This is a genomic window from Catenulispora pinisilvae (assembly GCF_015356865.1).
GTDB classification, from domain to species: domain Bacteria; phylum Actinomycetota; class Actinomycetes; order Streptomycetales; family Catenulisporaceae; genus Catenulispora; species Catenulispora pinisilvae.
On record NZ_JAAFZA010000017.1, the window covers coordinates 1 to 13,348 of the forward strand.

The following is a 13,348-nucleotide window of genomic DNA, read 5'->3' on the forward strand; positions in this document are numbered from 1 at the left end:
CGCTTCGACTCCACCCCCCACCCGACCGCCGCCTCCGAAGGCACCATCGTCACCTTCACCGTCGACCGCCTCGCCTACTCCCCCAGCCCGCCGGTCGTCTTCGCGGTCGTCGACTTCGACGCCGGCGGCCGGCTCCCGATCGAGCTCACCGACGTGGACGCCGAGGAGGTCGCGATCGGGCTGCGCGTGGAGGCCACCTTCCGTCGCCTCAGCACCGCCGACGGCATCCACAACTACTTCTGGAAAGCGCGCCCGGTCCGCCGCCCCGAACAGCCTCGGCAGCCTCGGCAGCCTCGGCAGACCAGGCAGCCCCGGCAACCTGAACAGCCCGAACAGGAGAACCGCTGATGGCCTCGCACGGCATCAAAGACCGCGTCGCGATCGTCGCCATGGGCTGCACCCGCTTCGCCGAGCACTGGGACAGCGGCGCCGACGAGCTCCTGCTCTCCGCGACCGGCGAGGCCTTCGCCGGGGCCGGGCTCGCCAAGGAGGAGATCGACGCCTACTGGCTCGGCACGGCGCAGTCCGGCATGAGCGGCATCACCCTGGCCCGTCCGCTGGAGCTGGCCGGCAAGCCGGTGACCCGCGTCGAGAACTACTGCGCCACCGGCTCCGAAGCCCTGCGCCAGGCCGCCTACGCCGTCGCCTCCGGCGCCTACGACGTGGCGATGGCCGTCGGCGTGGAGAAGGTGAAGGACTCCGGCTACCAGGGCCTGAACGCGTTCCCCATCCCCGGCGACGGCACCGCGCGCACCGTCACCGCCGCCGCCATGTTCTCGATGGTGGTCCCGGCCTACGGGGCCAAGTACGGCGTCCCGCCGCAGGAGATGCGCGAAGTCCTGGCCCGCATCGCCTCCAAGAACCACGCCAACGGCGCCCGCAACCCCAAAGCCCAGTTCCGCAAGGAATGGCCGGTCGAGAAGCTGCTGGCGATGCCGCGGGTGGCCGGCGAGCTGTCGGTCTTCGACTGCGCGGGGGTGGCCGACGGCGCCGCCGCGGCGATCGTGGTCCGGGCCGAGGACGCCCACCGCTACACCGACAAGCCGCTCTACATCAAAGCCCTGTCACTGGTCGCGGGCAACGGCCTGCCGCTGGGCGACCCGGGCTATGACTACACCACCTTCCCCGAGATCGTCGCCGCCGCCGAGGACGCCTACCGGCAGGCGGGCCTCACCGACCCGCGCCGCGAGCTGGCGATGGCCGAGGTCCACGACTGCTTCACGCCCACCGAACTGGTCCTGATGGAGGACCTGGGCTTCTGCGAACGCGGCAAGGCCTGGCAGGACGTCCTGGCCGGGGCCTTCGACCTCGACGGCGACCTGCCGGTCAACCCCGACGGCGGACTGAAGTCCTTCGGGCACCCGGTCGGCGCGTCCGGCCTGCGCATGATCTACGAGGCGTGGCTCCAGTTGCGCGGCGAGGCACCGGAAGAGCGGCGGATCAGTACGTTCGGCCGGCGGGAGCTGGCGTTGACGCACAATCTCGGCGGATATCCCGGCGAAATGGTCGGTTTCGTGTCGATTCTCGGTACGCGACAAGGCTGAAACCCCGGCAGTCACGCTGAAGACCGACACCCTGGGAGACGGCCGCGCTAATCGCGCACACACTCCACCGGCTGCTCGTCCAAAGCTCCCCGGTAGTACGCGATCTTCTCCCGCACCTTCCGCTGCAACTCGATCAGCCGCGCCATCTCCGTCTCGACGTTGGCGTCGTGCTCCTCCAGCAGCGCCAGCCGGTCGGCGATGGTGTCGTCGCCGTCCCGCACCAGCTCGGCGAAGGTGTGCATCTGCGCGATCGGCATCCCGGTGCCGCGCAGGCAGCGCAGCATGTCCAGCCAGCCGAGGTCGTCGTCGGAATAGCGGCGGTGGCCGCCGGCGGCGCGCCGCACCGGCTCGATCAGGCCGATCCGCTCGTAGTAGCGGAGGGTGTCGAGCGAGAACCCGGACATTTCGACGGTCTGCGCCGGGGAGTAGGTCTCCGTCATGACGCCCATCGTAGGAGGGCTTGACCTGGAGCGCGCTCCAGATCCCACGATGGGGCGCCATGGAGTACACGACATTCGGCGGCGCGGCCGGTCCCCGGGTCAGCACGCTGGCCCTCGGCGCCATGATGATGGGCACGAGGATCGACGAACCGACCTCGTTCGCGATCCTGGACCGCTTCCGCGAGGCCGGCGGCACCTTCCTGGACACCGCGGACTGCTACGCGTTCTGGGTCGACGGCGCCACCGGCCACGAGAGCGAGGACCTGCTCGGCAGGTGGCTGGCGGCCCGGGGCTGCCGCGCGGAGATGGTGATCGCGACCAAGGTCGGCGCGCAGCCCGACCCGGCGTACTCGGCGCCCTGGCCGCGCGACGCCGAAGGGCTGTCGGCCCCGGCGATCCGGACGGCGGCGGAGGGCAGCCTGGCCCGGCTCGGGACCGACCACGTCGAGGTGCTGTTCGCGCACATCGAGGACAAGTCCGTGACGTTCGCCGAGACCGCCGGCGCGTTCGGGGAGCTGATCGCGGCGGGCAAGGCGGCAGTCGTCGGGGTCTCGAACCACCCGACGCCGCACGTGAAGCGGGCGCGCGCCGCCGCCGAGGCGCAAGGCGTCCCCGGCTACACGGCGGTCCAGCAGCGGCACGCCTACCTGCGGGCGGTGCCGGGGGCGAGCTTCACCTCGCCGCAGGAGCCCGCCGACGACGAGTTGTTGGCCATGGTGCGCGGCGGCGAGCTGTCGATGATGGCGTACGCGACGCTGCTGGAGGGCTCGCTGGTCCGCGCGGACCGTCCGCTGTCCCGGGAGTATCAGAGCCCGGAGAACCAACGGCGGCTGGAGATCATGTGGCGGATCGCCGACGGGGCCGGGGTGACGCGCACGCAGCTGGCGCTGGCCTGGCTGCTGTCCGGCGACCCGGCGATCGTGCCGGTCGTCGGGGTGAGCTCGGTGGCGCAGCTCGACGACGTGCTCGGGGCGGTCGACGTGCCGCGTGCGGTGGTCACCGCACTGGCTGAGGCGGTCGCCGAGACGCCTGCCGAGGCTGGCGTCTAGCGGAGGCGGTCACGGAAATCGGTTGCGGAAATCGGTTGCGGAAAGCGGTCACGCAAAGCGGTCACCGAAGCGCCCGCCGAGGCCTAATCAACCGCCGACTCCCGTGGCGGCACCGGATGCCGCGGCATCCACGCCGGCCACTGCTCGCCGCGGCCTTCGGCCGGCTCGGGCTCGGCCGGGGCGCCGCCGTCGGCAAGCACGCCGCCCGGTCCGGCGTCGAGGCCGAGCAGCTTGCGGAGCTCGACCGTGACCGGCGAGGACGTCCCCTCGAACACGGCGTAAGCGTCCTGCCAGGCCGCACGCGCCCCGGCGGCGTCCCCGCGCTGCTCGCGGATCCGGCCGGCCAGCGCCAGGGCCAGACCCCGGCCCGGCCGGTCGCCGAGCTCGGTCAGGATCTCCACCGCCTGCCCGGCCGCCTCCAGCGCCTCGTGGTACACGCCCTGGTCGGCGAGGGCTTCGGCCAGGCGCAGGCGCGACCAGCCCAGGCGGCGCTGCTGGCCGATGCTGCGGTGGATGTCGGAGGACTCGCGATGGCAGGCGGCGGCGCGGTCGGGGAAGCCGGCCTCGCGGAGCACCATTCCGGAGGCGTGCAGGCCATAGGCCAGGGAGCTGGCGTCACCGAACGCGCGCCGCAGCGCCAGGCCGCGCTCGGCCAGCTCCCGCGCCTCCTCGGCCCGTTGCAGGCGGCACAGGCTCTGGGACAGGTTCAGTTGCGCCTCGGACAACTGCTCCCAGCCGGCGTCGGTCTGTTCCAACAGGTGCAGCGCCTCGGCCGAGGCCCGCATGGATTCCTCGTCGCGCCCGGCGCGCCAGTGGTTCGCGGCCAGCACCGACAGCGCTTCCAGGAGGTAGCCGGGCTCGGGCAGGTCGCGGGCCGCCGAGACCGCGGCCGCGGCCTGGATGTGCGCCTCGGCCAGGAACCAGGATTGCGACAGCGAGTGTGCGAGTTCGAACCGGGCGACGACCTCCGCGCGGCGGTTGTCGTCCCGGTCGGCCTCGTCGATGACCACGGCCGCCAGCCGGGCCAGATCCTGGTCGCCGGGGCCGGACTGGCACAGGATGCCCAGCCAGTAGAGGAGATCGGCACCGGCGTCGACGACATCGATGTCGTCGGTCGAGGCCGTCGCACGGTAGGCCGGGACGGGGCCATCGTCGCCCGCCGTGCCGCCCTGCCGGCTCAGCAAGGCCTGGGTGGCCGCCGCACAAGCGGCTCCCCGTTCCCGCTCAGCCCAATCCAGGCACGCCCCGGCATCGCCGGGGGCGTCCGAGGGCGCCGGCTCCGCTATCAGCCCGACGAGGTTGGCCGCGCAGTGGTTCGCCACGGTCGCCGCCGCGGCGGCGGCCCTCAGGTAGTGCCGGATTAAGCGGTCCAGCGCTGTGTGCGGCACGTCCGGGCCGTCGATCTCGGCCCCCAGCCGCCGCGCGAACATGCGCAGCAGCGCGTGCAGCCGGTAGCGGCCCGGGCTCGGCGACTCGACCAGGCACAGGTCGACCAGTTCCTCGACGAGGTCCTCGGCCTCCAGGTCGGTCCGGTCCAGCAGGGCCGCGACCGCCTCGACGCCGATGTCGGGGCCGTCGGGCACGGCCAGCAGCCGGAAGGCCCGCGCCTGTTCCCCGTGCAGTTGCTCGTAACCGAGCCGGAAAGTGGCCTCCACGGCCAGATCCCCGGCCCGCAGCTCGTCCAGCCGCCGGGCCTCGTCACAGAGCCGGGCGGCCAGCGTCTCGGCGGTCCAGTGCGGCCGGGCGGCCAGCCGCGAGGCCAGGATCCGCACGGCCAGCGGCAGATGCCCGCACACGGCCACGGCCCGCCGCACCGCCGCCTCCTCCCCGTCCACCCGCTCCGCTCCGGCCACGGCCCTGAACAGCGCGAGAGCTTCGTCGGGGTGGAAGGCGCCGAGTTCCAGCATGCGCGCGCCGGGCACGCCGGTGAGCCGGGAGCGGCTGGTGGCCAGGACCGCGCAGCCGGGCGTGCCGGGCAGCAGGGGGCGGATCTGCGCGGCGTCGCGGACGTCGTCGAGCACGATCAGCACGCGCCGTCCGGCCAGAGTGCTGCGGAACAGGGCCGTGCGCTCCTGCGTGGTGTTCGGCACGGCGCCTGGATCGGTTCCCAGAGCCCTGAGGAAGCCGCCGAGGACGCTGCCGGGATCGGCCGGTTCGCGGTCCGTGCCGCGCAGCGCCGCGAACAGCTGGCCGTCGGGGAACTTGGCGGCGGCCAGGTGCGCGGTGTGGACCGCGAGCGCCGACTTGCCCGTGCCGCCGATGCCGGACAACACGGCCAGGGGCATCGCGTCGCCGGGCTGGATCAGCTCCAGGAGCCGGCGGGACCAGGCGGCGCGGCCGGTGAAGTCGGCGACGTCGGCGGGGAGTTGCGCGGGAGCCGCGACGGTGGCAGGGGCCTGCGAAGGGTCGGGGTGGGACGGCGCGGCGGAGGTCGAAGTCTCGGGCTCGGCCGCGCCTACGGTGTGGGCTTCGCCCCGGGTGCCGCCCCGGACGCCGCCCGAAGCGCCGCTGCCGGGATCGGAGCCGTCGAACCCGGCCATCACCTGCCGGTGCAGCAGCTGAAGATCCGGCCCCGGATCCACGCCCAGTTCCTCGGCGAGCGTGCGGCGGGTCTGGTCGTAGACGGCCAGCGCTTCGGCCTTGCGTCCGCTCCGGCTCAGCGCGAGCATCTGCAACTCTCGGAAACGTTCCCGGAGTGGGAACTCGGCGGCCAGGGCGGCCAGCTCGGCGGTGACCGCCGCGTGCCGGCCGACCTCCAGATCCAGCGCGATCCGGGCCTCCAGCGCGGCCAGGCGGCGTTCCCACCACTGGGAGCGCTGGGCGGTCGCGAAGGGTCCGGTCAGCCCGGCCAGCGGTTCGCCCTGCCACAACTCCAGCGCCTCGTGGAGCCGGCGGGCGGCGCCGGCCAGGTCGCCGGCGGCGCGCAACCCGGCCGCCGCGGTGTGCCCGGCTTCGAAGGCCAGCGCGTCCACCGCGGACGGGTCGACGCTCAGGGCGTAGCCGCCGGCCACCGAGCTGATCGGGTCGGCGTGGTCGTCGGCCACGGCCATCACCCGGCGCAGGCGCGAGGCGTAGGTGCGGATGGTGCTCAGCGCGCCTTTCGGGGCGGCGTCGTAGCCCCACAGGGCGTCGATCAGCTCCTCGGCCATGGCCGCCCGGCCGGGCCGCAGCACCAGCAGGGCCAGCAGCTCGCGCTGCTGGGGTGAGCCCAGATCCAGCTCGCCGTGCGGTCCCCAGCCGCGGACCGGGCCGAGGACGCTGAACCGCCACGCGCTGTCTGCCACCCGGGCAGCTTACGCGCGCCGCCGGCGAGTATTGATCTGACACGCCGTCAGATATATGTTCACCGCACTATGGACTTCGACTTCACGCCCGAGCAGCGGGCCTTCGCCGCCGATGTCGAAACCTTCCTCGACACCGAACAGGTCCCCGGTGACACCAGCGTCTTCGACGTCACCCGGGAGAACATGGCGCAGATCGTCGACACCCCGCCGCGCCGGGCGTTCATGAAGAAGATGAGCGAGCGGGGCTGGCTGGGCATCACCTGGCCCAAGGAGTGGGGCGGGGCCGAAGGCGACGGCGTCTACGAGTACCTGCTGAACGAGGCCCTGGCCCGGCGCGGCGCCCCGCAGATCGGCAAGGGCGTGGGCATCATCGGCAAGACGATCCTGGCCCACGGCTCGCCGTTCCTGCGGCAGAAGTTCCTGCCGAAGATCCTGCGCAACGAGGTGGAGTTCGCCGTCGGCTACAGCGAACCGGACGCCGGCTCCGACGCCGCGTCGATGAAGCTGAAGGCCGAGCGCACCACCCGCGACGGCGTCCAGGGCTGGATCCTGAACGGCCAGAAGACCTGGACCACCTCCGCGCACTTCGCCGAGTGGTACTGGGTCGGCGCCCGCACCGACCCCGAGGCCCGCAAGCACTTCGGCATCACCCTGTTCCTGGTGCCGCTGGACCACCCCGGCATCACCGTCCAGGGCATCTGGACGATGGGTGAGGAACGCACCAACTCGGTGTTCTTCGACGACGTCTTCGTCCCCGACGACCACCGGGTCGGCGAGCTGAACAAGGGCTTCCAGTACATCTCCGAGGCGCTGGACCTGGAACGCTTCACGATGTTCACCTACTCCCCCATCGCCGCCCGCTTCGAGCTGCTGGTGGACTGGCTGCGCGGCGCCACGGTCGACGACGAGCCGGTCCGCGCCGACCCGGTCACCCGCCGCCGCGTCGCACGCCTGGCCACCGAGGCGGAGGTGGCCCGGCTGCTGGGGCTGCGCGTGGTCGCGGCCTCCACGAAACCGGGACCGCCGCCGACCACCGAGGCCAGCGAGTACAAGCTCTACGCGACCGAGCTGTCCAAGCGCGTCGCGGACACCGCGATGGACCTGGCCGCCCCCGGCTCCCAACTGCGGGTCGGCACCGAGGAGGCGCCGATGGGCGGCCGCGCGGAGTCGACGTACCGGTACACGGTGCTCGACACGATCGGCGGCGGCACGTCGGAGGTGCAGAAGAACATCATCGCGCGGCGGCGCCTGGGCCTGCCGAAGAACTTCTGATGGCTCGCGAGGGCGACACCACCGGCGGCGCGAACGAAGTGGCCGGTGCCACTGGCGCGACCACGTCGATGCTGGAGGGCGTTCGAGTCCTGAATCTCGCCAGCGTGGGGCCGGCGGCGCGCGCCGGTCGTTGGCTGGCCGACTACGGCGCCGAGATAGTCAATGTCGGCGCGGTCCCTTCGCGCGGCGCAGTGCAGATCACCCCGGTCTTCCACGCCTACAGCGGCCATCGCGGCATACGCCGCATCCTCCTGGACCTGAAGTCCGACCACGGCCGCGAAACCTTCCTGCGCATGGCCGAGCGCGCCGACGTCGTGATCGAGTCCTTCCGCCCCGGCGTGACCGGCCGGCTCGGCATCGGCTTCGACGCCGTGCGGGCCCACAACCCGAAGATCGTCTACTGCTCCACCACCGGCTTCGGCCAGTCCGGCCCCTACTCCCAGTGGGCCGGGCACGACCTGGACTACCTCGCCGTCAGCGGCTACCTGGCCGTCGGCGAGCCCGGCGTGCGTGGCAACCCGGCACTGCCCGGGGCGACGCTCGCCGACAGCGCGGGCGGGGGCATGCACGCGGTGATCGCCATCCTCGCCGCGCTGGTGAAGGGCGAAGGCGCGTATCTGGACGTCTCCGTGGCCGACGGCGTCTTGTCCCTGATGTCCCTGGCAGTGGACGAATACCTCGCCACCGGCAGCGAACCCGGTTATCAGCACTCGATGACGTCCGGCCGCTACGCCTGCTACCACACCTACCAAGCCGGTGACGGCCGCTGGCTGGCGGTCGCGGCCATCGAGCCCAAGTTCTGGGCGAACTTCTGCCGTCTGCTCGGCCTGGAGAAGTGGGCCGCGCACCAGACCGACGACGCGGTCCAGGACCAGATCCGCGCCGACATCGCCGCCGCGCTAGCGTCGAAGGATCGTGACGCGTGGGTCGGGATCCTGTCTGGATCAGACACCTGCGTCGCCCCCGTCCTGACCGTCGCAGAACTCTGTGAAGACGCCCAATACCGGGCGCGGGGCGCGTTCGTGGAAGCGGTCCACCCGGAGCACGGCGGCCTGCGCCAGACCGCGCCGCTCCTGGCCGGCATGACCCGCCCCGAACTCTCCGAACTCCCCTACCGACTCCCGTCCGGCACCCACAGCCGCCAACTTCTGCTGGAAGCCGGATTCACCGAAGCCGAGATCAAGGAACTGCTGGAAGAAGGCACCGTAGCGTGAGCGAGGATCTCCGAGCCGATCGCCCCGACGATCTCCCCGACGACGTGACAGCCCTCATCGACCAGACCACCCACGAGGAGACCGCCGACTTCCCCGTGGAGCGCGGCTACGTCTGGACCGCGTGCGCGTCGGTCGAGAACGGCAACCCGCTCTACTGGGACGCGAGCGCGGCGGCCGAGATCACCGGCGGGCCGATCGCGCCGCCGTCGATGCTCTCGACGTGGTTCCGTCCGCACCACTGGGCCCCCGGCCAGGACGAGCCCAAGCTGCCGCTCCAGGTGCACTTCGACCTCAAGAAGCGGCTGAACCTGCCGGAGGCGATCATCGCGGAGTTCACCACGGTGTTCCACGAGCCGGTCCGGCCCGGGGACGTCCTGACCACCTGCCAGCGGCTGCGCTCGGTCAGCCCGGTCAAGCGGACCAAGCTGGGCCGGGGCCGGTTCTGGACCATCGACGTGGAGTACCGCAACGTGCGCGGGGAACTGTGCGGCGTCGAGTCCTACACCGGGTTCGGCTACAACCGGGAGTCATCGGAGGCGGCCGCATGAAGCCGCAGCTGACTCTGGACCAGATCGCCGCCGGGGACGCGCTGCCGGTGCTGCGCTACCCGGTGTCCGCGACCACCGTCGTGCTCGGCGCGCTCGCCACCCGCGACTGGCGCCCGATGCACCACGACCACGAGTTCGCCGTCACCCGCAACGGCGTGCGGGACATCTTCCTGAACACCCCGAACCAGGCCGCCTGGTTCGAGCGCTACCTCACCGACTGGACCGGCCCGCACGGCCGCCCCGGACGCATGCGCTTCCGGATGAGGGACTCGGTCTTCCCCGGCGACGAGATGGTGATCACCGGCACGGTCACGGCCGTGGCGGTGGACCAGGCCGGCTGCGGCTGGGCCGAGGTGGAGCTCGACCTGGCGGTGGGGCGGGAGTCCAAGACCGGTTGCTCGGCGCGCGTCGCCGTGCCGGTCTCCCCCGACGACAACCCGTGGGCGCGGCGCGGCGAGCGCTGGCGTCCGTAGTGAGTGCGACTGAGTGCGACTGAGTGCGGCTAAGAGCGGCTAAGAGCAACTAGGCGCGACTAGGCGCGACCGAGCGAGTGAGAGAAGGCCCGGACAGATGGACCTCGACTTCAGCGAAGAGCAGATCCTGCTGCGGGACACGGTGCGGGACCTGTGTGCCAAGCACGTGCCGCTGGACACCGTGCGCGCTCTGGAGAACGACCCCGAGCGCTATCCGGAGGACTTCTGGAAGCAGGCCGCGCAGCTCGGGCTGCACGGGATGCGGCTTCCGGAGGAGCACGGCGGCACGGACATGACGCTGCTGGACGCGGCGCTGGTTTATGCGGAGCTCGGGCGCGCGCTGGTGCCGTCGCCGCACTTCGCGAGCACGGTACTGGCCGGTCAGGTGATCGCCGCGGCCGGCAGTGCCGAGCAGCGGGAGCGGTGGCTGCCGCGGATCGCGTCCGGGGCCGCGGTGTTCACCGTCGCGTGGCTGGAGCCGGAGCGGAGTTGCGGGCCGAAGGGCGTGCAAGCGCAGGCGGTTCCGGCCGGGGACGGCGGATACCGGCTCAGCGGTGTGAAGAGGCATGTCCCTTATGCGCTGAGCGCGGAGCGGGTGCTGGTCCTGGCCCGGGAGGAGGGCTCGGGGGACATCGTCTTCCTGCTGGTGGACCCGGCGGCCGAGGGCGTGCGGCTGACGCAGCAGCTGACGGTGGCGTCCGATACCCAATACCGCATCGACTTCCAGGACGTGTCCGTAGCTCAGGACTCGGTCATCCGCGGCGGCTGGAGCGTGTGGGACGCGGTCATGCACGACGCGATCGTGCTGACGGCGGCCCAGACCTGCGGCGCGGCCCGCCGGACGCTGGAGTTCACGGTCGACTACGCGCTGACCCGGCACCAGTTCGACAAGCCGCTCGGCGCCTTCCAGGCCATCGCGCACTACCTCTCCGACGCGGTGACCGCGATCGACGGGGCCGAGACCCTGGTCTGGGAGGCGGCCTGGGCCCGCGACGCCGGGCGCTCCACGGCGAAGCTGGCGCCGATGGCGAAGCTGTTCGCCGGGGACACCTTCCGCGACGTGACGGCCACCGCGCAGCAGATCTTCGGCGGCAACGGGTTCACGGTCGAGTTCGACACGCAGCTGTACTTCCGGCGCGCCAAGCAGTGGCAGATGGCTTGGTGGGACGCGCGGTATCTGGAGGAGCTGATCGCGGTGGAGGTGCTGGACGCGGCTTGAGGTGGCGCGCCAGCTGGCGGCACAACTTAGCAAGCCTGCCCGCCCGGCCCGGCCCGGCCCAGCCGCTAACTCTTGCGCGCCACCACCCCGTAAGAGATCTGCCGTGCCCGGATCGTCTTCGACACCGCCCGCTCGGCCCGCCACTCCACCATCGGCACCAGTCCCGGCTCCACCGGCTCCAGGTCCCCCAGCAGTTCCAGCACCTCGTCCCGGTCCCGGGCCTGGCACGGGATCGCCGACTGCCGGAACGCGGCGGCGGTGGCCCGGGCCAGTTCCACCACCAGGTCTGAGGCGCCGTGCGTCGCGATCAGGTAGCTGTCCGGCGGGCAGGCGTCCATCAGGGTGCGGAGGTGCTTCGCGGGCTGTTCGTGGTCGAGGAGGTAGTGCAGCAAGCCGGTGACCACCATGGCCACCGGCTGTTCGAAGTCGATCAGTTCGCTGAGCGCCGGATCGCGCAGCAGGGCCTCGGGTTCGCGCAGGTCGCCCTCGACGAAGGCGGTGCCGGAGCCGCCGTCGGCCAGCAGCACCCGGGCGTGGGACAGCACGATCGGGTCGAGGTCGACGTAGGCGACGCGGACCTCGGGGGCCACGGCGCGGGCGATCTGGTGCGTCGTCGGCAGTGTGGGCAGGCCGGTGCCGATGTCGACGAACTGCCGCACGCCCTGGGCCGCCAGGTGCCTGACCGCGCGGCGCAGGAAGTCGCGCTGTTCGCGGCAGGTGTCCCGCAGGTAGGGGTTGGCGCGCAGCAGCAGCTCGGCGGCGGCGCGGTCGGCGCGGAAGTGGTCCTTGCCGCCGAGCAGGAAGTCGTAGACCCGCGCGACGTGCGGGGTGTCGGTGTCGAGCGGGACCGGACGCCCCGGCCGGACGGCGTCGAACAGCGGCGGCAGCGGGCCCAGTCCTTCGTTGTCGGCCATGCACCCTCCTGGTGGGCCGCGCCCCGGGTTGGTTGTCAGCGCTCGAAGGGCCCAGCTTAACGAAACTCCCTCTGAGGTAAACACCATTGCGCTGGAGGATAGGATCTTTACTGGTAAGGGGCGGATCGGGTCAGGGGCGGGGACAGCGCATGTGGGAGAAGGAACGACGCTCCGTCGCGACGGTGTTCGCCACGCACGGCGCCGCTTCCGGGACGTTCGCCTCGCGGCTGCCGTGGTTGTCGGATCACCTGCAACTGTCTGCGGGAAAACTCGGCATCGCGTTGTTGATGACCTCCATCGGGGCCATCACCACGATGCCCTTCGCCGGCCGCGCGGTGGCGCGGTTCGGGACGGGAGCAGTGGCCCGGACGCTGATCTGCGCGAACGTGGCGGTGCTGGTGGCCGCGGCGTGGATGCCGAGCCTGCTGACCCTGGCGGCGTGCACCACCGTGATGGGCGCCCTCGGCGGCACCTCCGACATGGCGATGAACGCGCAGGGGATCCTCGTCGAGAAGCGCCTCGGCCGCTCGATCATGTCCGGCCTGCACGGGACCTGGAGCACCGGCGTGCTGGTCGCCGCGATGGCCGGTTCACTGGCCGCACACCAGCACGTCGACGCCCGCGTGCACTTCGTCATCGCGGCGGCGGTACTCGCGGTCGCGGTGACGTGGGGAACGCACTCTTTCCACACCACCGCGGCCGACGTGGGCCTGGCCGAGGAGAGGAAGGAGGACGTCCCGCTGTTCGTGATCCCGCGCGGCGTGATCCTGCTGATCGGCCTGGTCGGCTTCTGCGGCATCTACGCCGAGGTGGCGTCCCAGGACTGGTCCTCGGTCTACATGCACCGCGTCCTGCACGGCGACGAGGCCGAGGCCGCCTTCACCACCGGCATGTTCGCCTTCACCATGGCCGCCGGCCGCCTGTCGGGCGACGCGGTGGTGGGCCGCCTCGGCGCCGCCACCACGGTCCGCGCCTGCGGGGTGCTCGGAGCACTCGGCGGCGTCCTGGTGATCCTGGCCCGCAGCCCCCTGCCGGCCGTCGCCGGCTTCATGCTGATCGGCATCGGCGTCTCGGTGGTGGTCCCCCTGGCCTTCGCCGCCGCGGGCCACGCCGGCCCCAACCCGACCATGGGCGTCGCCGGCGTCGCGACCATCGCCTACGGCGCCGGCATGGCGGCCCCCGGCATCATCGGCGGCGTCGCCGACCTGACCTCGCTGCGCGTGGCCTTCTGCGCGGTCGCGGTGCTGGCCGGCATGGTCGCCCTCGGCGGCGGCCTGCTGGGCCGGAACGCGCCGGCGGCGCTGCACGGCGCGGAGCCGGTGCGGGTCGCGGAGGCTGAGGTGTTGGCTACGGAGGGGTGAGGGCCGGCTAAGAGATCCTTTCCGTTCAAG

12 protein-coding genes are annotated in these 13,348 nt (G+C 72.2%); 9 read left to right on the forward strand and 3 right to left on the reverse strand.

Going from position 1 to position 13,348, the window contains the following annotated elements:
• Together IZR01_RS07090 and IZR01_RS07095 are read left to right on the forward strand one after the other, a co-directional pair.
• Positions 1-348: Zn-ribbon domain-containing OB-fold protein (locus IZR01_RS07090; protein WP_228559004.1), on the forward strand; the 348-nt coding region annotated here is incomplete at its 5' end.
• Positions 348-1,544 carry an acetyl-CoA acetyltransferase gene (locus tag IZR01_RS07095; RefSeq protein WP_194897761.1) on the forward strand — a complete coding sequence of 399 codons (1,197 nt, stop codon included), beginning with the start codon at positions 348-350 and terminating at the stop codon, positions 1,542-1,544. The genes IZR01_RS07090 and IZR01_RS07095, both read left to right, overlap by 1 nt.
• Before the next feature lie 47 nt (positions 1,545-1,591).
• Here the strand turns inward: IZR01_RS07095 and IZR01_RS07100 are convergent, their stop codons facing one another.
• Entirely contained in the window at positions 1,592-1,984 is a 393-nt protein-coding gene (locus tag IZR01_RS07100; RefSeq protein WP_194897760.1) for a MerR family transcriptional regulator, read from the reverse strand.
• A 59-nt stretch (positions 1,985-2,043) separates the two neighbouring features.
• Here IZR01_RS07100 and IZR01_RS07105 point away from each other — a divergent pair, with 59 nt between their 5' ends.
• A complete protein-coding gene (locus IZR01_RS07105; protein WP_194923343.1) occupies positions 2,044-3,033 on the forward strand; it encodes an aldo/keto reductase in 990 nt (329 codons plus the stop codon).
• A gap of 83 nt (positions 3,034-3,116) precedes the next feature.
• Here the strand turns inward: IZR01_RS07105 and IZR01_RS07110 are convergent, their stop codons facing one another.
• Complete coding sequence (locus IZR01_RS07110) at positions 3,117-6,317, reverse strand: AfsR/SARP family transcriptional regulator (RefSeq protein ID WP_194923344.1); 3,201 nt, start codon at positions 6,315-6,317, stop codon at positions 3,117-3,119.
• A gap of 69 nt (positions 6,318-6,386) precedes the next feature.
• Between IZR01_RS07110 and IZR01_RS07115 the strand changes: the two genes are divergently transcribed.
• The 5 genes from IZR01_RS07115 to IZR01_RS07135 all read left to right on the forward strand — a co-directional run bounded on the left by IZR01_RS07115 (position 6,387) and on the right by IZR01_RS07135 (position 11,043).
• Positions 6,387-7,589: an acyl-CoA dehydrogenase family protein gene (locus IZR01_RS07115; protein ID WP_194897757.1), complete on the forward strand. Its 1,203-nt coding sequence runs from the start codon at positions 6,387-6,389 to the stop codon at positions 7,587-7,589.
• Positions 7,589-8,803 (forward strand): CaiB/BaiF CoA transferase family protein, encoded by a 1,215-nt coding sequence (locus tag IZR01_RS07120; RefSeq protein ID WP_228559005.1) that lies wholly within the window; start codon positions 7,589-7,591, stop codon positions 8,801-8,803. Before IZR01_RS07115 ends, IZR01_RS07120 begins: the two co-directional genes overlap by 1 nt.
• On the forward strand, positions 8,800-9,351 hold the full coding sequence (locus IZR01_RS07125) for an FAS1-like dehydratase domain-containing protein (protein WP_194897756.1): 552 nt from the start codon (positions 8,800-8,802) through the stop codon (positions 9,349-9,351). The genes IZR01_RS07120 and IZR01_RS07125 overlap by 4 nt, the downstream gene beginning before the upstream one ends.
• Complete coding sequence (locus IZR01_RS07130) at positions 9,348-9,824, forward strand: hotdog family protein (protein WP_194897755.1); 477 nt, start codon at positions 9,348-9,350, stop codon at positions 9,822-9,824. The genes IZR01_RS07125 and IZR01_RS07130 overlap by 4 nt, the downstream gene beginning before the upstream one ends.
• Before the next feature lie 97 nt (positions 9,825-9,921).
• A complete protein-coding gene (locus IZR01_RS07135; RefSeq protein WP_194897754.1) occupies positions 9,922-11,043 on the forward strand; it encodes an acyl-CoA dehydrogenase family protein in 1,122 nt (373 codons plus the stop codon).
• Positions 11,044-11,108: 65 nt separating this feature from the next.
• Here IZR01_RS07135 and IZR01_RS07140 read toward each other — a convergent pair whose 3' ends face one another.
• Complete coding sequence (locus tag IZR01_RS07140) at positions 11,109-11,957, reverse strand: SAM-dependent methyltransferase (protein ID WP_194923345.1); 849 nt, start codon at positions 11,955-11,957, stop codon at positions 11,109-11,111.
• Between the two features lie 149 nt (positions 11,958-12,106).
• Here IZR01_RS07140 and IZR01_RS07145 point away from each other — a divergent pair, with 149 nt between their 5' ends.
• Positions 12,107-13,318, forward strand: coding sequence for an MFS transporter (locus IZR01_RS07145; RefSeq protein ID WP_194923346.1), 1,212 nt, complete (start codon positions 12,107-12,109; stop codon positions 13,316-13,318).
• Positions 13,319-13,348 lie beyond the last annotated feature (30 nt).